Source organism: Bacillus thuringiensis, from assembly GCF_022095615.2.
Taxonomy (GTDB): Bacteria; Bacillota; Bacilli; order Bacillales; family Bacillaceae_G; genus Bacillus_A; species Bacillus_A cereus_AG.
In genome coordinates this window covers 402232-422451 of record NZ_CP155559.1, presented here as the reverse complement: position 1 = coordinate 422451, position 20220 = coordinate 402232, and the positions used below count along the sequence as shown (strand labels likewise).

Genomic DNA, 20220 nt, shown 5'->3' with positions numbered 1-20220 from the left:
TTGTGCTTTTTTAATCAAACGTTTGTTTAAATATTTTTAACCGTCCATTCTTCCATTATGTTCTTTAATAGTTGTGTGAAGTCCTCCGGGAAAAGATGACCTAAGCCTTCTCTCACAATTAATTTACAGTCCACATTATATTTTTCAAACATAGACATTAATTGAAGTGTATTTTCATAAAATGGATCTTTATCTCCCGTAATAATATATCCTTTCATATTTGTTACCTGGCTTGATACAACCATACTTTCAATCGCCTCTACATTTCGAATAGCAGGTATAACAGAAATAAATTTTTGAGTCCCTAACATATTCTTTAACGCCAACTCTATTGCTATATTCCCACCTTGAGAAGCTCCAGCGATAATGATGTCTTCCAATTTATACTTATCTGTGAACTCATTAAAATTTTTCATAGCATCTTTTATAGCTATATCATGATTATCCCAGCTATAAGAGTTCATTCCATATATTTGCGAGGATTGAGAAAAACCTAACATGTACTCACTTAGTATTTTTTCTTCACACCAATATGGTGCAAAATCATTTATATTTGATCCTCTCCAATGTAAAGAAAATAGTCCAGTTTTTGCTTTTTCATTTCCATAACTGCATAGCTCCGGGTTAGCTGTTAACTGCTGTTTCTTAAATATTTCTTCACACCTTTTTACTATTACTTTAAAATCCGCTTTATCTTGTAGCCCCTTTAAGTCTTCATCATACATAAGTGTATGGGGATTCCACCATATCCCTTTTTGCATAGCCCCATTTAAAATAGCAATCGCCTCTTCATCCTTGCCTTCTACTGAATATGCACAAGCTTTCCAAAAACTCGTTTTATCTATTCTTTCAGGAAATTCTCTTTCCGCTTCACCTATGCATCTATAAATTGCATCAAATTCTCCTTTTTCAAATAAACGAAACAACTCATTTTGCAACTCTACAAACCTATTCCGTTTCAAATAATCCCCCCTATTTCTAATTATTAATACCAAAAAAGCTATGTAGCATTTTAATACTACATAGCTTTTTTCTACAAACTCTTACTGACTTCCTCTACTAGCTTCTTCGTACTTTCATACGCAGATTCTGCTAAACTAATCGCAGAAATAACTGAAACACCGTCCGCACCTGCTTCTATAACTGAAGCTGTATTTTCAATTGTAATGCCACCAATCCCAACAATCGGTATTGTAATTCCTTGTTCTCTAAAATGAGCTAAACCTTTCGTTCCTTGAACTATTTTCGTATCTTTTTTCGTACTCGTTGGAAAAACAGGGCCAACACCTAAATAATCAGCTCCGTTTTCAATTGCCCAGCGTGCTTCTTCAATTGTATGTGTAGATACACCAACAATTTTATCCCCCATTTTTTCACGAACAGAAGTAATTCCTTCATCATCTTGTCCAACATGCACGCCATCTGCATCTAACTCGATTGCTAGCTCCACATCATCATTTACAATGAATGGGACACCGTACTCCTTACAAATTACTTGTAGTTCTTTTGCGAAACAAATACGTTTCTCTCCCGTTAAAGCCCCTTCCCCCTTTTCACGGAATTGAAAAATTGTTATACCGCCTTCAAGTGCATCTCTCAACACTTGTAATGGCTCCTTCGTACAATTGTTACTTCCCATAATAAAGTATACTGATAACAATCTAAACATTTCAGCCTTTGTAATACGTGACATCTAATCCCCCTCCTTACTATATAAGCTCAATCTTCCCATACTTCTCCATATCATCTGAAGTTGTATTTGCTAACTGATTTAAAAATTCAATTTGGAAACTACCAGGTCCCTGCTCCACTGTCTTAGCAGCTGCCAGTTCCGCAGCTACACCATAAAACGTTAATGCAGCTACTGCTGCCTTTACATAATCCTTTTCTACTGCTACGAATGCTCCTATTACAGAAGTTAGTAAACAACCAGTTCCCGTAACTTTCGTTAAAATAGAGTGACCATTTCGAATAAGAATCGTTCGCTCTCCATCTGTAACAACATCTTCTTCTCCAGTAATTACCGCAACTGTATTCAATTCATCTGCTGCCTGCCTTGCAATACTTACGACATTGCCATTTCCAGCACCCGCGTCTACCCCTTTAATTTCCCATCTCTCATTAATAACGTTCGCTATTTCAGCTGCATTTCCGCGGATAATTGCTAAATCGATTTCGGCCGGAATATGTCTCGCAACTTCTGTTCGATACGATGTTGCTCCTGCACCAACTGGATCAAACAATATTGGTACATTATTCACATTTGCTGATTTACCCGCAAGTAACATCGCTTCTACTTCTTCAGGACGTAGTGTCCCCATATTTAATACTAGCGCTCCAGCAATGCTAGCCATTTCTGCTACTTCTTCTTTTGCATACGCCATTACAGGCGATGCTCCTAACGCTAACAAACCGTTAGCTGTAAAGTTTGTTACAACAACATTTGTAATATTATGAACGAGCGGATTAGATTCTCTCACCAAATCCACTACTTTACTAATTTCTTTCATATTCATCCTTCTCATCCCCTAACTATAGTGATGGGAGATACACAAAAAGACACTTTGCGCGTACGCAAAGTGCCTGAACATGTGCTTTTACACTCTCCCTACGCTGGCATTATCCAACAGGTTCAAATGGTCAATGACGGATTAGTCATACTCTCAGTTTGCATCCACAAACTCCCATGTGTTTAGTATTCATCTACTTCAAAGTCTACTCTTATTCTACTAAAATAACAAGTTCTTTACTTTTCTGTTTAATATAGAAGCAACTGATAAAACAATAAGCATAATAAATAAGTATCTTTTTTCATAGTCTCATCATCGTGCAAATTATGTTCTATCGCCATCATTTGATTTCAAACAGATGTTGTTCACTCCACTAAAAAGCATTCAAACCTGGAGCGAAACTGAATCTCAAGAAAATGTATGCTATAGTTAACGTATGGAAATTTGAAAGGATGTTTTAAATATGTCAAAAAGCGTTATAATCGCTGAAAAGCCTTCCGTTGCACGTGATATTGCGCGTGTACTTAAGTGCGATAAAAAAGGAAATGGCTACCTTGAAGGTAGTAAATATATTGTAACTTGGGCTTTAGGTCATCTTGTTACATTAGCAGATCCAGAAAGCTACGATGTGAAATATAAAAAGTGGAATTTAGAAGATTTACCGATGCTACCTGAGCGTTTGAAATTAACGGTTATTAAACAAACAGGGAAGCAATTTAATGCTGTGAAAAGTCAGCTACTTAGAAAAGATGTAAATGAAATTATTGTCGCGACAGACGCTGGTCGTGAAGGCGAATTAGTCGCACGTTGGATTATTGATAAAGTTAAACTGAATAAGCCTATTAAGCGTTTATGGATTTCATCCGTTACTGATAAAGCGATTAAAGATGGATTCGCTAATTTAAAACCAGGTAAAGCATATGACAATTTATACGCTTCAGCAGTTGCACGTTCAGAAGCTGACTGGTATATCGGTCTTAACGCAACTCGTGCTTTAACAACTCGTTTTAATGCTCAGCTCAATTGTGGCCGTGTGCAAACACCTACTGTCGCTATGATCGCTAATCGTGAAGATGAAATAAAGAACTTCAAAGCTCAAACTTACTACGGCATCGAAGCACAAACGGCGAATCAGTTAAAGCTAACTTGGCAAGATGCTAACGGTAATAGCCGCAGTTTTAATAAAGAAAAAATTGATGGCATTGTAAAAGGTTTAGATAAGCATAATGCTACTGTTGTGGAAATTGATAAAAAACAGAAGAAGTCATTCTCTCCTGGTCTTTACGATTTAACTGAATTACAACGTGATGCAAATAAAAAGTTCGGTTACTCTGCAAAAGAAACATTAAACATTATGCAGAAATTGTATGAGCAACATAAAGTGCTAACGTATCCTCGTACAGATTCACGCTATATTTCATCTGATATCGTTGGAACACTTCCAGAACGTCTAAAGGCTTGCGGAGTTGGAGAATACCGTCCTTTAGCACATAAAGTATTACAAAAACCTATCAAATCTAATAAGTCATTTGTTGACGATAGTAAAGTAAGTGATCATCACGCAATTATTCCGACAGAAGGATACGTTAACTTCTCGGCCTTCACAGATAAAGAACGTAAAATTTATGATTTAGTTGTAAAACGTTTCTTAGCTGTTTTATTCCCAGCATTCGAATACGAGCAACTAACGTTACGCACAAAAGTTGGTAATGAAACGTTCATTGCACGCGGAAAAACTATTCTGCATGCCGGTTGGAAAGAAGTATATGAAAATCGCTTTGAAGATGATGATGTAACGGATGATGTAAAAGAACAACTTCTACCTCACATTGAAAAAGGCGATGCATTAACTGTAAAGTTAATTATGCAAACATCAGGTCAAACAAAAGCACCTGCACGATTTAACGAAGCGACTTTACTTTCAGCAATGGAAAACCCTACAAAATATATGGATACGCAAAATAAACAACTTGCCGATACACTAAAATCAACTGGTGGATTAGGTACTGTAGCAACGCGTGCTGATATTATCGACAAGCTATTCAATTCATTCTTAATTGAAAAACGTGGTAAAGATATTCACATTACTTCAAAAGGCCGTCAGTTACTTGATTTAGTGCCAGAAGAGTTAAAATCACCTACACTAACTGGTGAGTGGGAACAAAAGCTAGAGGCAATTGCAAAGGGTAAACTGAAAAAAGAAGTATTCATTTCAGAAATGAAGAACTATACGAAAGAAATTGTTTCTGAAATTAAATCGAGTGATAAAAAATATAAACATGACAACATTTCTACAAAATCTTGTCCAGACTGTGGTAAACCAATGCTAGAGGTAAACGGTAAAAAAGGAAAGATGCTTGTATGCCAAGACCGTGAATGTGGTCATCGTAAAAATGTATCTCGTACAACAAACGCTCGTTGTCCGCAATGTAAGAAGAAGTTAGAATTACGTGGTGAAGGTGCAGGACAAATCTTTGCATGTAAATGTGGCTATCGCGAGAAATTATCCACATTCCAAGAAAGACGTAAAAAAGAATCTGGAAGCAAGGCTGATAAGCGCGACGTTCAAAAATATATGAAACAACAGAACAAAGAAGAAGAACCATTAAATAATCCGTTCGCAGAAGCTTTAAAGAAATTAAAATTCGATTAAATAAAAAGGTTCCTACCACTCTCGGTAGGAACCTTTTATTATTAATGAATAATTTTACTTCCTTTTGCGTTCTCAACAAACTTTTCACTCGATTTGTTAATTGGTGTTTTCAATAATAACGCAGCAATAACGATGACTACTACGAAAACACTTAGTACAAGTAAATCTCTAATAACTATATCCCAAAGCATTCCACCTACCGTTTCACGAATTGCACTAATTGCATATGTGAATGGTAAGAACGGATAAATCGCTTGGAAGAATGGTGGTGTCATTTGAATTGGGAATGTTCCGCCCGATCCTGCTACTTGAAGCACAAGTAAAATGATTGCCATCGATTTCCCAACGTTTCCGAAAATAGAAACAAGTGAGTACACGATACAAACAAATACTCCGCCAATAAATAAACTAAATAACACAAACCAGAATTTATCGACTACGTACGTACCGAGTAAGAATATATCCCCCATTGATACGATAAACGCCTGTGAAAGACCTATCGTTAAGAATGTTAATAAACGTCCAAAGTATATTTCATGGCTCTTATAATTCGCGCCCTCTTCATGTACTTCTACCGTTAATAATGAAACCATTAATAATGCGCCTACCCATAATGCAAGCACTGTGTAGAATGGTGACATTGCTGAACCGTAGTTCGGCATTGCAAATAACTTATTCTCTTTTAAATTTACTGGATTCGCGAAGTAATCACTTTGCTTTTCAACATCATTTTTCAATAAGCGTATGATGTCTTTTATATCCTCTTCTGATTCAAAATCACGAATTTTATTTGCTAAGTCTTTAATCTTTTTCTCAGTCTCCGGCATGTCAGCCTTAATGTCTGCTAATTTCTTTCTACCGTCTACTAAGCCTTTTGATGAATCTTCTAGTAACTTTTTAACATCCGGAAGCTTTTTGTCTGCTTCTTTTAAAATTTGAGATGTGTTTTTAGACATCTCTTTTGTACGAGCAATTGCTTCATTAAAGTTTGGAACGATTTCTGTATCGTATTTAGCTAAGATATCACCTATTTGACCCGAAACATTTTTAGATACTTTATTAATACTCTCAATAACATCTGCCGCCGGTTTTTGACCTTTATTAATAGCGTCAATTCCCTTATCAGTTAAATCGATTCCTTTTTGAAGACCATCTTTTACTTTATTCAAGTTAGAAATCATGTTATTCGTGTTCTTATCACTATTTACATCTGCTAAAACTTTATTCGCATTTTCCATAACAGGAATCATATCGTTAACTAAATTTAACCCGGCTTTGAACTGGCCATTTAGATCATTTAAAGCTACTTTTGTAGAATCTAGTCCGTTGACACCTTTATTACTTAAGTCTTCTCTGGCTTTTTCAAGCTCTGTTTTTAATCTGCTGTAATTATTTACAGCCTGATCATAGCCTTCTCTACCATTGTCTAATATCTCGTTAACTTTTTTTATTTCTTGATTTAAATTCTGTTGCGCATTTCCAGCTTTATCTTTTAATTGTTCAGCCGTACTTACCGCTTTTTCAAAATCCGCTACAAACGTCGCATTATAATCTGCCTCCGCTTGGTTTACCAAATTATTGATTGCATCTAACTTTTTATTAGTAGCATCTCTTACATCTTGTTTCACTTCTTGCCCTGTACCAATAATATTAGCGATATCTTTAACGCCGCCATTTGCATTTTCTATAGCTGATTTAAGATTCGTTAATTTATCTATTCGTTTTTGGAAGAAGTCTTTTCCAGAATCAGTTGGTGCGGATTCTTTAAATTTAGTAAAGACATCAATTAAATATGAAACACTATCCACACGCCCTTGAAGGTTCTCAGAAACCTTATTAAGATCTTGTTTCGCTTTTTCTGGATCAAAATTACCATTTTGTAAACCGTTTATAACTCCCTGTGCATAAGTTGTTCCAACACGTATTGAGCCGAATACATTATTTACAGTTTGATCAATATTTTTAGCTATATCTTTATATAATTGACCATTCACCTGCGGTAATTCTGGTATCTGTGGAATAGTTATATTAGGTAACACTGGGAATTTAGATGGATCTGGAAGTGCCATATTGAAATCAACAGATGGATTTTTTAAGAAATCCGTAATCGCCGCCGCACTATTCAAACCTGTTTGCATTGCGATTAAATTATTCTTAATAGTTCCTGGAGCACGATTCAATGTTTCATCGTTTCTCGCAAAGAATGCATCTAAGCTCTTAAGTGTATCCTGACCATCATTAATAACACTTTCCACAACCGGCAATTCTTTCTGTGCTACCTTCACAACATCTTCTGCTCGAGTCGCATCATCTAACGCCTTATCCATCAATGTATTCATTTCTGGGAACTGCGCTTCTAACTTAAATACAAGGTCTTTTACTTTCTCGATACTCGGCAAGTTCGTTTCTAAATCGATTCCAAGATCGTTGAAGATTTCAAAAATCTCGCCGTTTGCTGTTTTAACAAAGTTTTTACTAATCTCTTCTGTAAGACCCGATGCACCTTTAGCTGTAATCTTCGGCGCAATGGCATTTACCTTTTCATTTACGTAATACTCAATTTCTGGTTTCTGTGGATTTTCATCCAAGACTGTTGCAATCTTTTCAGAGAAATCTTTTGGAATAGTAATACTTGCAGAATAATCTCCACGTTCTACCCCATAAATCGCTTGCTTTTCATCAACAAACTTCCACCCAAAATTTTTGTCCTTCTTAAGTGAATCTACAATTTCTTTCCCGATGTTAATATCTTTCCCTCTTAAATTTGATCCAGCATCTTGGTTAGAAACTGCAATCTGGATTCCTTTCGTATTTCCGTAAGGATCCCAGGAAGCTTTAATGTTAAACCATGCATATAACGATGGTAAAATCATTAATCCTAAAACAATAACAATCGCAGCCCAATGTTTAGCTACATTCCGTAAATCTGTCTTATAAATACGCCAAATTTGTTTCATAGAAGTTATCACCTAATTATATATTTTTCCTTCTTTAGAAAATGATACATACATTTTGCAATTATATCACTTTCTACATCGTGGATTAAACGAAAACACACTATTTTTCCCATTAAATATTTCACTTACTTCATTATATAACGAAGTAAAAAAAGTATGCATACAAAATGACCAAATTAGTTTTACATTCAATAATAACAAATATATAGGAAATGTCATAAAAAATACAAGTATTTTCTCTTGGAAATACTTGTATTCCTCAAAAAAATCCTCACAGCTTTTCATCATCTGTGAGGATTTCTTCTATTATATACCTACTTGTACTTCTACACCGAAATGATCTGAAATTACATTTCGGTTCGTACCATTAAAAATGACTTTTGAAGAACGAATTTTTTCACTTTGGTTACACAATATTAAATCGATTCGTAAATTATGTTTATTTTCATCCCAACCAGCAATCTCACCTTGGACAGTTGTTCCTTCATCCTTCTCTATTGCTAGTTCATATGTGTCATACAAACCTTTTTGTATCATATATTCATAACCTTCGCCTTCCAAACGAGCATTGTTATTAAAATCACCCATTAAGAAGGAAAATTCATTGCGATTTACATGCTCCATTAAACGATCAACTTGACCTTTGAATGATTCTTCTTCATCATTCCACCAACCAAGGTGACAAGAGTAAAACGTGATGTTCTTACCATTATAAGCAATTGTTACACTTACAATTTTGCGTGTTTTCCAATACGTTGTATCCTTATTTTCTGATACAAAAAACGTATCTTCATTTATAACATTATGTTTCGTTAGAATCGCTAATCCTTCTTCATACACATCATAACCAATATGAGAGAAATCCCAAGTAATATTGTAATCTTTTACATGTAAAGCTTTTAACTCTTCTAATAGTAAAAGTCCAAAATTATCTTCTTTCTTGTTACCGCATACATTTTTAGCCCCTATCGACTGACTTACTTCTTGCAATGCGATGACATCGTACTCTTCTTCTTGAATGACTTTAGCAAGATATTTTATCTTTTCCATTTGATTCTCTTCTTGCCAAGAGTGACAGTTTAAAGTTAGCAATTTCATATTATTACGCACCTAACATATCTTGAATGTCTGACTTTAATACGTCAGCTTTCGGACCATATACTGCTTGTACACCTTTATCTTTTACGATAAGTCCTAAAGCACCATTTTGTTTCCACTGTGCTTCTGGTGCAACAACATCTAAATCTTTTACTGTTACACGTAAACGCGTCATACAAGCATCTACGTCAGCAATGTTTTCTTTACCACCTAATAAATCAATAACTTTTGTTGCTAATGAACCATCTTGTACATTTCCTGTTCCTTCTGATGACTCATCTTCATTATCAATATAGTTACCTGCACGTCCTGGTGTTGGTAAATTGAATTTTTTAATTAAGAAATTGAATAATGTAAAGTTCAGACCGAAGAATACTAATGAAACGATAACGAAATTGATTAAATCTCTAGTTAATCCTGCATTAACCATCATCGGTGTACGAGTAATTAACTCAATAAATCCAAATGCGTGAACACGTAAGTTGATTAAATCTGCTAATGCGAATGCAAGTCCTGTTGTAATTGCATATACAACATATAATACTGGAGCAATAAACATGAACATGAATTCAATTGGTTCTGTTACACCTGTTAAGAATACTGCTAATGCTGCTGATAAGAACATTGGTTTATATTTTGCACGTTTTTCTTTATCAACATTACGGAACATCGCGAAAGCAATACCCATTAACGCTGCTGTTGAACCGATTACTTGTCCAGCTTTGAAACGAGCTGGTACAACATTATTTAATAGATCGTTATATGCTTTCGTATCTCCACTTGCTAATAAGTTATTTAAATCTGTAATCCATGCAAGCCATAATGGATCTTGTCCTGCTACAATTTGTCCCACTTTTGAGCCAGTTAACATTGTATATGTTCCGCCTAGCTCTGTGTAGTTCATCGGAATCGTTAACATATGGTGTAAACCGAATGGTAATAGTAAACGCTCTAACGTTCCATATACAAACGGTGCAACAACCGGTGCACTATCCTTTGAAGCTGCAATCCAGCGACCAAATTCATTTAATCCACTTTGGATGAATGGCCATAAAAGTGATAATACAATTGCAGTGACTGTAGACCAAACAATTACAACGAATGGTACGAATCGTTTTCCGTTAAAGAATGCTAATGCCTGTGGCAGTTTGTTATAGTTATAATATTTGTTATATAGAGTAGCTCCTAAGAAACCTGTGATAATCCCTACGAAAACTCCCATGTTTAATGCTGGTGCACCAAGTACAGAAGTAAAGTAATCTTTTACAACTAAATCTCCTGCTAATACTGAAGAAACTGTCGCTTTTGAATCCGCTAACATTTCAGCGTTTACTCCAAATATAGCTCCTGTAATTCTATTCGTTAAGACGAATGCTAATAGTGCTGCAAATGCACCACCTGCGCGATCTTTCGCCCAAGATCCCCCAATTGCTACTGCGAATAAGATGTGCAGATTTGTAATAATTGCCCAACCGATATCTTCCATTACGCGAGCGATTGTATGAACTGCGTTAATATCCCCAGCAGACATCCCAATTAACTTACCAATAGAAATCATTAAACCAGCTGCTGGCATTACAGCTACAACAACTAATAATGCTTTCCCGAACTTTTGCCAAAAATCAAAAGACGTAATTTTCATCTGTTCTTCCTCCCCTTTATTTATAACAACATAATGATTTAAATTATAATTTCTGTTTCTCTCATGAAAACGATTCCTTATGTAACTTTATTTTTATCCTTTACGCAACCGTTTTCATAAATCTATTTTAATAAAAGCGTTTTCACTTTGCAATAGAAATTTATTTTTTTTCATAAAAAAAGATGCTCTAAGAGCATCCTTTTTTATTATGAAATGCGATAAACCCTTGTTTCATAAGGTTTTAACGTAATTGTAGTCACTTGTTCATGTTCCGCAACTTCATAGTTATTTAAAAGCAAACGTTTGCGTTCTAGTGCAAATGAACCCTCATTATATACCGCTTCCTCTTTTGTGATATTACTAATTACAACGATTTTTTCATCGTTTAATGTACGAGTATATGCATAAATTTGCGGATCATCTTCTAAAAGTAAATCGTACGTACCGTAATTCAGTACATCATGCTCTTTTTTCAGGGCAATCATTTTCTTATAGAAGCTGAAAATAGAGTTCTCTTCATTCTTTTGCTTTTCAACATTAATTTCTTTGTAGTTTGGATTCATACCAAACCAAGGTGTACTTGTTGTAAAGCCAGCATTCATCTCATCGTTCCACTGCATAGGTGTACGTGAATTATCGCGGCAAGAAGCCCATATAATCTCCATCATATCTTGATGTGATACACCCTCTGCAATCTTCTCGCGATATAAATTTTTAATTGCTACATCGTCGTAATCTTCAATATTTGGGAATTGAACATTTGTCATCCCAATTTCTTGTCCTTGATAAATAAACGGTGTACCGTGCATAAAGAAATACATTGCTCCAAGAGCCGTTGCACTTTCACGCCAATATTGTTTATCATCTCCCCAAGTTGAAACGATACGTGGCTTATCGTGATTCTCAATATATAAAGCATTCCATCCTTTATTTTCTAACCCTTTTTGCCATTTCGTTAACACCTTTTTCAACCCTACAACATCAAGATCTTTCTTCTTCTCTGCATCCCATAGGCTTAAATGCTCGAATTGGAATACCATATTGAACTTGCCTTGCTCTTCTCCAACCCAAAGCTCAGCATCTTCAATCTTAACGCCATTCGCTTCACCAACAGTCATAATATCGTACTTAGAAAACGTATTTTCTTTTAACTCTTCTAATAAAGGTTGAATACCATCCACATTCATATGCTTATCAAAAGATGGTACATACTTTAGTTCTTTTGGATTCGGCATATCTTTGAAGCCATCTTCTTTTTTAATATGGCTAATTGCATCCACTCGGAAACCATCAATTCCTTTATCAAGCCACCAATTAACTGTATCGTATAGCACTTCGCGAACTTCTTTATTCTCCCAGTTTAAATCTGGTTGTTTACGCGAGAATAAATGTAAATAATATTGTTCTGTTTCTTCATCATATTCCCATGCCGAACCATTAAAAATACTTTCCCAGTTGTTTGGTTCCGCACCATCTTTACCATCGTGCCAAATATACCAATCACGCTTCGGATTGTCTTTAGATGAACGAGACTCAATAAACCATGGATGTTCATCACTTGTATGATTAATAACCAAATCAATAATAAGCTTCATATCACGCTTATGAACTTCATCTAGTAAAGCATCAAAGTCTTCCATCGTACCAAACTCATCCATGATATCTTGATAATCACTAATGTCATAACCATTATCATCATTAGGTGACTTATACATTGGACAAATCCAAATTACATCTATACCTAAATCTTTTAAATAATCCAATTTCGCAATAATACCTTGTAAATCTCCAATACCATCACCATTTGAATCCATAAAGCTACGTGGGTAAATTTGATAAGCAACCGCTTCTTTCCACCATGTCTTATTCATAGTCATTCTCTCCTTTTGCATCCCATCGGAAAATTTATGCAAACGTTTTCGTAACACTATCATAACAAAATATGAATAGTTTGCAACTGTTTTCATTGAACTCTATGTAGATTCCTTATTCTTATGCTTTATTTATTTCTCACAAAAGCAAATCTCATTCCTCACCTGCTCTTGTCCACACACGTTACATGCGCTTTTCATATATTAATAAAAAGCACTGTTTATTTTTAGAAAGGAGTGATAAATTGAAACAAACAAAATTAACAGGTCGTATTGTTGTTCCCTCAGATCCTGACTATGACGTAGCCCGAATGAATTTAAATTTAAGTATTCCAAAACTCCCTTGTATTATTGTTTTTTGTCAAAATAAAAATGATGTGTGTAACGCCTTAAAATGGGCACGCGAACGTCATGTACCATTTCGCTTAAGAAGCGGCCGTCATAGCTATGAAAATTTCTCTCTTTTAAATCGTGGGCTTATTATTGACGTGAGTGAAATGCATCGCATTACTGTTAATTCAGATACATTAACAGCAACAATTGAAGCTGGTGCAAATCTTGACACTGTCTATAAAGAGCTTTGGAATTATGGTGTGACAATACCGGCTGGTACAAGCGCAAGCGTTGGAATTGTTGGATTAGCACTTGGCGGTGGCATCGGTATGCTTTCACGCTTATTTGGATTAACATGTGATCAATTAGTAGAAATTGAAATGGTACAAGCGTGCGGTAAATTTGGAGCAAACATCATTCGTGCAAACGAGCATGAAAACCATAACTTATTTTGGGCATGCCGCGGTGGTGGTGGTGGAAACTTCGGAATTGTTACTTCTTTAACTTTTCGAGTGCATCCTATAAAGAATGTATCAATCTTCTCAATTACATGGGAATGGGAAGATTTTATCGCTGCATTTCAAGCGTGGCAAAACTGGGCGCCTTATATAGACGAACGTCTCACTTCATCAATTGAATTATTCGCAAAGCAACGAAATAAAATTGAAGTAAAAGGTGAATTTGTTGGCCCTCCCTCTGAACTCCATTCCTTATTATCTCCTCTTCTTGAAACTGGTACCCCTTCACTTTTTATAGATGAAGTTCCGTATATAAAAGCTGTTCAATTCTTTAATAGTGGTAATATTCCTGAAAACTTTAAGCGTTCTGGTTCCTACGTGTATAAACCTATCCCTCTTAAAGGAATTCAAATTATGCAACATTTTCTTTCTCATGCTCCTAATAAAGATGCGAGTATTTGGCACCAATCGCTCATAGGTGCTGTCGAAAATATTTCACCTACTGAAACAGCTTATTTTCATCGTAAGGCAATTATTGCGCAAGAGTACATTACCGCTTGGAAATGCGATGCTGAAGAAAATCGTAACATACGCTGGGTTAAAGATTTACGAGAAAGCTTAGATCCATATACACTAGGTGACTATGTCAATTGGCCCGATATCGACATTAAAAATTGGCAAACGAGTTATTATGGTTCTAACTTTCATAGACTACGTAAGGTGAAAACAGCTTATGACCCATGCAATGTTTTTCGTTTTCAACAAAGTATTCCACCATTTCATACGTAAAAAGGAAGAACAGCATGCTGTTCTTCCTTTTTACATTGAAAATCGTTCAATTGTTTGTTTCAAGTCCGCTGCTTGCTTCTCTAAATCCTTTAACAATTGATCGATTACTACCATATTTTTAGATTGTTGCAACGTCACACGTGCCACTTCTTGTGAACCAGCTGATGTTTCCTCAGCAATTGCTGCTACAGCCTTCGTCTGTGCCCCTGTTTGATGAATGTGACTCACTTGTTCGTTCATATAGCTACTAATTTGCTTCGTTGCATCGGCTACTTCCATAACACTTGATGACATTTCTTTTAAAATTAATTCCGTAGCTGCCCCACGTTCTGCCTCTTCTTTAGCTATTTTCACTTGCTCTGTCATTTTCAATGCGACTTGTTGCACTTCATCTTGCATATTTCGTAATAACTGCGATATGTTTCTTGCAGAATGATCACTTTCATCGGCAAGTTTCCGTACTTCTTCCGCAACAACCGCAAATCCCCTTCCATGCTCTCCAGCACGAGCTGCCTCAATAGAAGCATTCAGTGCTAATAAATTCGTTTGACTAGCAATCTCACTCACAACAGAAACAATATGTTCTACTTGTTTCATTCGTTCTTCTAACTTCTGTACATTTTGCATCGAATCTTCATTTTCTTTTGCCAATGTTTGAATACCTTGAATTAAAGAAGTAAAGACACGTGTACTTTGCCCTAAAGCTTGAACCATTTCTAAAGACAACTCGTCAGACTGCTTTGCTTTTTCTTCTACTTCACTCGCAATAGAAGTTGTTGTATCAACGGTAGAAACAATTGCCTGAATGGAAGCAGCTGATTGCTCAGCGCCAGAAGAAATCTCTGCAAGAGTTTCAGAAACACCTCGCGCTTGTTTTGTCGCTTCCCCTGTTTGCTTTCTAATTTGCTGAACTTGATTATTTGTATACGAAAATGTAGTATCAATATTTTTTACCATACCTCTTAAGTTCCCTAGCATCATATTAAATGCAACACTTAAAGATTTAATCTCATCATCTGTTTTTGGTAATGGGACATCTTCACGAATATCACCATCGGCAGCCTTCCTTGCAGCCTCCTCCAATTTCCGAAGTGGTTTAATTAAAAAGTTTGCTGCTCCATATGCTAAAATCCCAGACCATACTACACCTAATAACATAACGATAATATTATAGACAGTTTGACTTACATAACTTTGAAAATAATCGTATATCACGTAAATAAAAAATATGCTTGTTGAATATGTAATAAAAGCTAAAACTGTAGTAAATAGCATAAGTTGTGTACGTAAACCAAAGGAAAAAGTTTTCTTCTCCTTTTCCATTTCTCATTCCTCCTCATAAGTAATATACATACTATCTATATATTATTATCCATATTTTCCTTATAGAAAGATATATCGATTTTTATTTTTTTATTTACATATTCATTACATTACTTTTTCAGTATATAAATGAAAATAATGTATACTTTTATTTGGATGCCAATTATATATTCAACTAAATAATTTAAGGTTAGGTGATTCTATGTTAAAAATTTTAAATCGTTTAAACGTTATAAACAGATTGATATTGTTAGTGGCAGTACCGATTCTTTCCATATTAGTTATTAGTGTTGTAAATTATATAAATTTACAACACATGCACAAACAAATTCAAACAGTATATGTGGATCGTCTACTACCCATTAAATGGCTAGGCTCTATTGAGAGCAGCATGTACCAAGAGTTTAGTTATGTAAAGGAACTCATTATTACTGAAGATGAAAATCGACGCACTACAATTTTAAATAAATTAAATGATACAAATAAAGAAACCGAAAAATTACAAGCCCAATACGAAAATACATACATAACAGGCAAAGAAAAAAAGCTCTTTAGCCAATTTAAAGAAAAACTAGAAAACTATAAAAAGCATCGGGTTCAAATGCTTGATCTCATTAAAGAGAATAAATTTAATCAAGCATATTCATTTTACCTAACTACAGTTGAACCTAATTTATCGGCTACAGTAGGTGCTTTAAAAAATCTTAGTGATTATAACGAAAAGTTAGCTGAAAGTGTGTACAACGACAGCGAGCACTCTTATAAAAAAGTGATCAGCGTAACAATTATTTTATTCATTGCATGTTTAGTTCTTTGCATTCTTATCTCCTTATTTACTGCTAAATCTATTATTAATCCAATCAATTCATTACGGAGCATAATGAATACAGCTGGAAAAGGAGACTTAACCGTTGCTGTACCAAAACAATATCATCATGAATTTGGTCATATGTTTAATAGTTTTGATCAAATGATATTAAATTTACAGCAAATTATTAACAATGTGATTCAAACAAGTGCAAAAGTAAAAGGCTCTACAAATCACATTGTTGAAACAGCAACTGTCTCCTCTTCTACTATGGATAACATTGCAAATACAATGAAACAGTTGTCTCACCATATTAATGATCAATCTGCAAATATTAAAGATAGTTCTACAGCAATGGATGAAATAGCAAATGGCGTGCAAAGCATAGCTGAATCTTCTACAACGATCTCAAACTTAGCTATCTCTACTTCTGATAAGGCGAATGTAGGAAGCGAAATCATTGAGAAATCTATTTCTCAAATGACAACTATCCATACTGTCATGGATGAAATATATAAAGTGGTAGATCAATTAGTTGTTCGTACACAAGATATCGATAAAGCATTACAAACTATTACTTACATTTCTGAACAAACAAATCTATTATCTTTAAACGCTGCAATTGAATCTGCTCGCGCCGGTGAACACGGAAAAGGATTTGCAGTCGTGTCCGAAGAGGTTCGTAAGCTTGCTGAACAATCCAAACAAGCCGCTACAGATATAACAAAACTAAACTTACTCGTACAAGATGATACAAAAGATGTAGTCAACGTTATGGGGAAAGGCCAACAAGAAATTCAAGAAGGCATTCATGCCGTTCAAAATGCAAAATTAGCATTCCATAATATTGTGAATCATATTAATGAAGTTACAGATCAAATACAAGATATTACAGCAAGTGCAGAAGAAATGTCAGCAAGCTCAGAAGAGATAAATAGCGCACTTATTAATATCTCTTCAATTTCACAAAATATAGTTTCTGAGACTAATTATACTTCCCAATCTTCACAAGCCCAATCGGTATCAGTACAGGATATTACAAATATGTCTCTTCAAATGCAAAAATTTGTTGAAGAATTAGAAGCGTTCGCAACTCAATTTAAAATTAAAAACTTGTAAGTATATAAAAAAACCACCTAATTTAGGGGGTTTTTCTATTTGAATTATACATTCAGATTTACTTATATATGAACTGTCCTCCCAAAAAAATAAAGGATTCTGACAATTTATGGCTAATAACAGAAATAAGGGGCAACATTTGTAAAATATATTTTTGACTGGGGGTTTTGTATGATTCAGGTTCGAAATCTAGTAAAATCATTCGGCTCACTTGATGTTTTAAAAGGAATTGATTTAGAAGTAAAAGAAAAAGAAGTTGTTGTTTTAATTGGTGCCAGTGGTTCCGGTAAAAGTACATTACTTCGCTGTCTTAACTTTTTAGAAATGTACGATGAAGGTGAAATTCACTTACAAGGTGAACGAATTGATCCAAAGCATTCAAATTTAAACAAAGTCCGTGAAAATGTCGGTATGGTTTTTCAGCACTTTAACCTCTTTCCCCATATGACCTCACTAGAAAACATCATAGAAGCACCTATTCATGTAAAAAAATTAGAAACGGCAAACGCAAAGGAGATTGGAAATCAGCTTTTGCAAAAAGTCGGCCTACAAGATAAAGCAGATGTAACTCCACACCTCCTTTCAGGTGGTCAAAAACAGCGCATTGCCATAGCAAGAGCTCTTGCTATGAATCCTAAAATTATGCTATTTGATGAACCTACCTCAGCCTTAGACCCTGAACTTGTTGGAGAAGTATTGCAAGTTATGAAAGAACTTGCTGAAGATGGAATGACCATGGTTATTGTTACTCATGAAATGAATTTCGCAAGAGATGTAGCTGATCGCGTCATTTTTATGGATGGTGGAAAGATTGTAGAGGACGCTCCGCCAGCGCAATTCTTTTCAGCCCCATCACATGAACGAGCAAAACAATTTTTACGCAACGTTTTATAAATGTAACTTCTGTTTCAAACGAAAAGAAATACATTCATACGGTGCACAACTAATCATCTAAATAAAATATCTCAATAACATACTTAAAACCATCCGTATGATCAATATATAGGAGGGGTTTTATGAAAAGAAAATTATTAACCATTGTTGCTAGTATTACATTATGTACATCCTTCATACTAGGAGCCTGTAGCAAGGAAAGTGCTACTACTTCTTCTAATGGTGAAAAAGAATTTCGTTATGCAATGAGTGGCTTATATAAACCTTTTAACTACAAAGAAAATGACGGAAAGCTTGCTGGTTTTGATGTAGAAATAGGTGAGGCACTTGCGAAAAAAATGAATATGAAACCCACTCCTATTACAAATCCGTGGGAAACGCTAATCCAAGGTCTCAAAGCGAAAAAATATGATGCAATATTGGGTAGTATGGCAATTACAGAAGAACGCTTAAAAGCTGTTAATTTCTCAAATCCTTATTACCGTTCTGGTGCCCAAATTTTTGTGGCTAAAAAGAATACATCAATCTCTTCTCCAGAAGATTTGAAAGGTAAGAAAATTGGTGTTGTAAAAGCTAGTACTTTTAAAGACCTTGTTGCAAAACACACAGATCAAATTACAGAATACGATAGCGATATTACTGCCCTTATGGACTTAGAGCCTGGACGTATTGACGCAGTAATCACAGATCAAATGGTTGGGTTACGCATGATCAAAGAAGGTAAATCGAATATAAAAGAAGCTGGAAAACCATTAAACCTTGATGAAATGGGAATTGCTATTCGTAAAGATGATAAGGAAATGGTTGAGAAAGTAAATAAAGCTTTAGATGAAATCATTAAAGATGGTACGTATGAAAAGATCAGTAAAAAATGGTTTGGGCGTAATATTCTTGGTGAAGAAGAAAAAACGAAGTAAATTAGCTAGTCAAATGTTTCATGAATTATGCCCCACTTTTTATCCCGCTATTTATGGGCAGTAAAACTCCCAATTAGTATGGGTTAATAATTAGTGGGGTATTTCATTCCCTACCAAAATCCATACAATATGAGGTGACACATATGTTTGAAATTTTTATGTCTACTTATCCCACACTCTTAAAGGCTACTATTATAACATTACAATTAACACTAACATCCCTATTACTCGGTTCACTAATTGGATTACTATTCGCTTTTTTTCGAATCTCTAACAATAAAATTCTAAATAGTATTGCTCATGTATACATCGCTATTATTCGTGGTACACCTTTAATTGTTCAAATCGCCATTCTTTATTTCGGTATTACATCTATTATTGTTTTCACTCCTTTTTGGGCAGGAGCAATTGCTTTAGCAATCCATAACGGTGCATATATTACTGAAATTTTCCGTGGATCCATCCAATCTGTCGACCGTGGACAATTGGAAGCTGCTCGCTCTCTAGGTATGCCGTATCCTTTAGCGATGCGCCGTATCGTATTACCGCAAGCATTTCGTCAATCTCTTCCTCCTTTAGGAAATCAGTTTATTATTGGATTAAAGGACTCCTCCCTCGTTGCATATGTAGGATTGTCCGAATTATGGGGATCAGGTTTATCAATTGCTGCAAGTAACTTCCAACAATTAGAAACATACATAATCGTTGGTCTATATTACCTCGTACTTGTTCTTCTATTTACTTATTTTGTTAATCTTTTAGAGAAACGATTACAAAGAAAAGAAACAAATTCAGTTCAAGTTAGGGCAAAGAATAAAAAAGAAGTCTCTTTATAAGAAAAAGCAAGC

At 35.1% G+C, this 20220-nt stretch carries 14 protein-coding genes, 1 pseudogene and 1 riboswitch; of the genes and pseudogenes, 6 read left to right on the top strand and 9 right to left on the bottom strand.

Features of this window, described 5'->3' with window-relative positions; genetic code table 11:
• Positions 1-26 precede the first annotated feature (26 nt).
• The 3 genes from KZZ19_RS02175 to thiM all read right to left on the bottom strand — a co-directional run bounded on the left by KZZ19_RS02175 (position 27) and on the right by thiM (position 2525).
• Positions 27-962 carry an alpha/beta hydrolase gene (locus KZZ19_RS02175; RefSeq protein WP_237981970.1) on the bottom strand — a complete coding sequence of 312 codons (936 nt, stop codon included), beginning with the start codon at positions 960-962 and terminating at the stop codon, positions 27-29.
• A gap of 71 nt (positions 963-1033) precedes the next feature.
• Positions 1034-1693 carry a thiamine phosphate synthase gene (gene thiE / locus KZZ19_RS02170; protein WP_237981969.1) on the bottom strand — a complete coding sequence of 220 codons (660 nt, stop codon included), beginning with the start codon at positions 1691-1693 and terminating at the stop codon, positions 1034-1036.
• Positions 1694-1709: 16 nt separating this feature from the next.
• Complete coding sequence (thiM, locus tag KZZ19_RS02165; protein ID WP_348638021.1) at positions 1710-2525, bottom strand: hydroxyethylthiazole kinase; 816 nt, start codon at positions 2523-2525, stop codon at positions 1710-1712.
• 63 nt (positions 2526-2588) lie between these two features.
• Positions 2589-2698: riboswitch (TPP riboswitch) on the bottom strand.
• A 275-nt stretch (positions 2699-2973) separates the two neighbouring features.
• On the opposite strand from thiM, the gene topB reads away from it, so the two are divergent.
• Positions 2974-5163, top strand: a complete 2190-nt coding sequence (topB, locus tag KZZ19_RS02160) for a DNA topoisomerase III (RefSeq protein ID WP_237981967.1) — start codon at positions 2974-2976, stop codon at positions 5161-5163.
• Between the two features lie 41 nt (positions 5164-5204).
• Here the strand turns inward: topB and KZZ19_RS02155 are convergent, their stop codons facing one another.
• The 4 genes from KZZ19_RS02155 to KZZ19_RS02140 form a co-directional block, all read right to left on the bottom strand.
• Positions 5205-8120, bottom strand: a complete 2916-nt coding sequence (locus tag KZZ19_RS02155; protein ID WP_237981966.1) for a YhgE/Pip domain-containing protein — start codon at positions 8118-8120, stop codon at positions 5205-5207.
• Between the two features lie 306 nt (positions 8121-8426).
• Positions 8427-9218 (bottom strand): endonuclease/exonuclease/phosphatase family protein, encoded by a 792-nt coding sequence (locus KZZ19_RS02150; protein WP_237981965.1) that lies wholly within the window; start codon positions 9216-9218, stop codon positions 8427-8429.
• A 4-nt stretch (positions 9219-9222) separates the two neighbouring features.
• Positions 9223-10860, bottom strand: coding sequence for a PTS transporter subunit IIBC (locus KZZ19_RS02145; protein ID WP_097817915.1), 1638 nt, complete (start codon positions 10858-10860; stop codon positions 9223-9225).
• A 206-nt stretch (positions 10861-11066) separates the two neighbouring features.
• Positions 11067-12731: a glycoside hydrolase family 13 protein gene (locus tag KZZ19_RS02140; RefSeq protein ID WP_088094979.1), complete on the bottom strand. Its 1665-nt coding sequence runs from the start codon at positions 12729-12731 to the stop codon at positions 11067-11069.
• A gap of 245 nt (positions 12732-12976) precedes the next feature.
• Here KZZ19_RS02140 and KZZ19_RS02135 point away from each other — a divergent pair, with 245 nt between their 5' ends.
• Complete coding sequence (locus tag KZZ19_RS02135; RefSeq protein WP_237981964.1) at positions 12977-14311, top strand: FAD-binding oxidoreductase; 1335 nt, start codon at positions 12977-12979, stop codon at positions 14309-14311.
• A gap of 30 nt (positions 14312-14341) precedes the next feature.
• On the opposite strand, the gene KZZ19_RS02130 is transcribed toward KZZ19_RS02135, so the two are convergent.
• Positions 14342-15268, bottom strand: coding sequence for a methyl-accepting chemotaxis protein (locus tag KZZ19_RS02130; RefSeq protein WP_423779779.1), 927 nt, complete (start codon positions 15266-15268; stop codon positions 14342-14344).
• A gap of 15 nt (positions 15269-15283) precedes the next feature.
• Positions 15284-15469, bottom strand: a pseudogene (locus KZZ19_RS31130) (HAMP domain-containing protein); the annotation flags it as partial.
• A 367-nt stretch (positions 15470-15836) separates the two neighbouring features.
• On the opposite strand from KZZ19_RS31130, the gene KZZ19_RS02125 reads away from it, so the two are divergent.
• The 4 genes from KZZ19_RS02125 to KZZ19_RS02110 all read left to right on the top strand — a co-directional run bounded on the left by KZZ19_RS02125 (position 15837) and on the right by KZZ19_RS02110 (position 20208).
• Positions 15837-17561 carry a methyl-accepting chemotaxis protein gene (locus KZZ19_RS02125; RefSeq protein WP_088094976.1) on the top strand — a complete coding sequence of 575 codons (1725 nt, stop codon included), beginning with the start codon at positions 15837-15839 and terminating at the stop codon, positions 17559-17561.
• A 171-nt stretch (positions 17562-17732) separates the two neighbouring features.
• Complete coding sequence (locus KZZ19_RS02120) at positions 17733-18455, top strand: amino acid ABC transporter ATP-binding protein (RefSeq protein WP_237981963.1); 723 nt, start codon at positions 17733-17735, stop codon at positions 18453-18455.
• Between the two features lie 122 nt (positions 18456-18577).
• Positions 18578-19372 (top strand): ABC transporter substrate-binding protein, encoded by a 795-nt coding sequence (locus tag KZZ19_RS02115; RefSeq protein WP_088094974.1) that lies wholly within the window; start codon positions 18578-18580, stop codon positions 19370-19372.
• Between the two features lie 143 nt (positions 19373-19515).
• Entirely contained in the window at positions 19516-20208 is a 693-nt protein-coding gene (locus KZZ19_RS02110; RefSeq protein ID WP_088094973.1) for an amino acid ABC transporter permease, read from the top strand.
• The last annotated feature ends 12 nt before the right edge of the window (positions 20209-20220 follow it).

Coding starts and splice junctions, on each gene's coding strand:
- thiE (WP_237981969.1), bottom strand. CDS start 1,693: ATGTCACGTATTACAAAGGCTGAAATGTTTAGATTGTTATCAGTATAC.
- thiM (WP_348638021.1), bottom strand. CDS start 2,525: ATGAGAAGGATGAATATGAAAGAAATTAGTAAAGTAGTGGATTTGGTG.
- topB (WP_237981967.1), top strand. CDS start 2,974: ATGTCAAAAAGCGTTATAATCGCTGAAAAGCCTTCCGTTGCACGTGAT.
- KZZ19_RS02155 (WP_237981966.1), bottom strand. CDS start 8,120: ATGAAACAAATTTGGCGTATTTATAAGACAGATTTACGGAATGTAGCT.
- KZZ19_RS02150 (WP_237981965.1), bottom strand. CDS start 9,218: ATGAAATTGCTAACTTTAAACTGTCACTCTTGGCAAGAAGAGAATCAA.
- KZZ19_RS02145 (WP_097817915.1), bottom strand. CDS start 10,860: ATGAAAATTACGTCTTTTGATTTTTGGCAAAAGTTCGGGAAAGCATTA.
- KZZ19_RS02140 (WP_088094979.1), bottom strand. CDS start 12,731: ATGAATAAGACATGGTGGAAAGAAGCGGTTGCTTATCAAATTTACCCA.
- KZZ19_RS02130 (WP_423779779.1), bottom strand. CDS start 15,268: ATGGTAAAAAATATTGATACTACATTTTCGTATACAAATAATCAAGTT.
- KZZ19_RS02125 (WP_088094976.1), top strand. CDS start 15,837: ATGTTAAAAATTTTAAATCGTTTAAACGTTATAAACAGATTGATATTG.
- KZZ19_RS02120 (WP_237981963.1), top strand. CDS start 17,733: ATGATTCAGGTTCGAAATCTAGTAAAATCATTCGGCTCACTTGATGTT.
- KZZ19_RS02115 (WP_088094974.1), top strand. CDS start 18,578: ATGAAAAGAAAATTATTAACCATTGTTGCTAGTATTACATTATGTACA.
- KZZ19_RS02110 (WP_088094973.1), top strand. CDS start 19,516: ATGTTTGAAATTTTTATGTCTACTTATCCCACACTCTTAAAGGCTACT.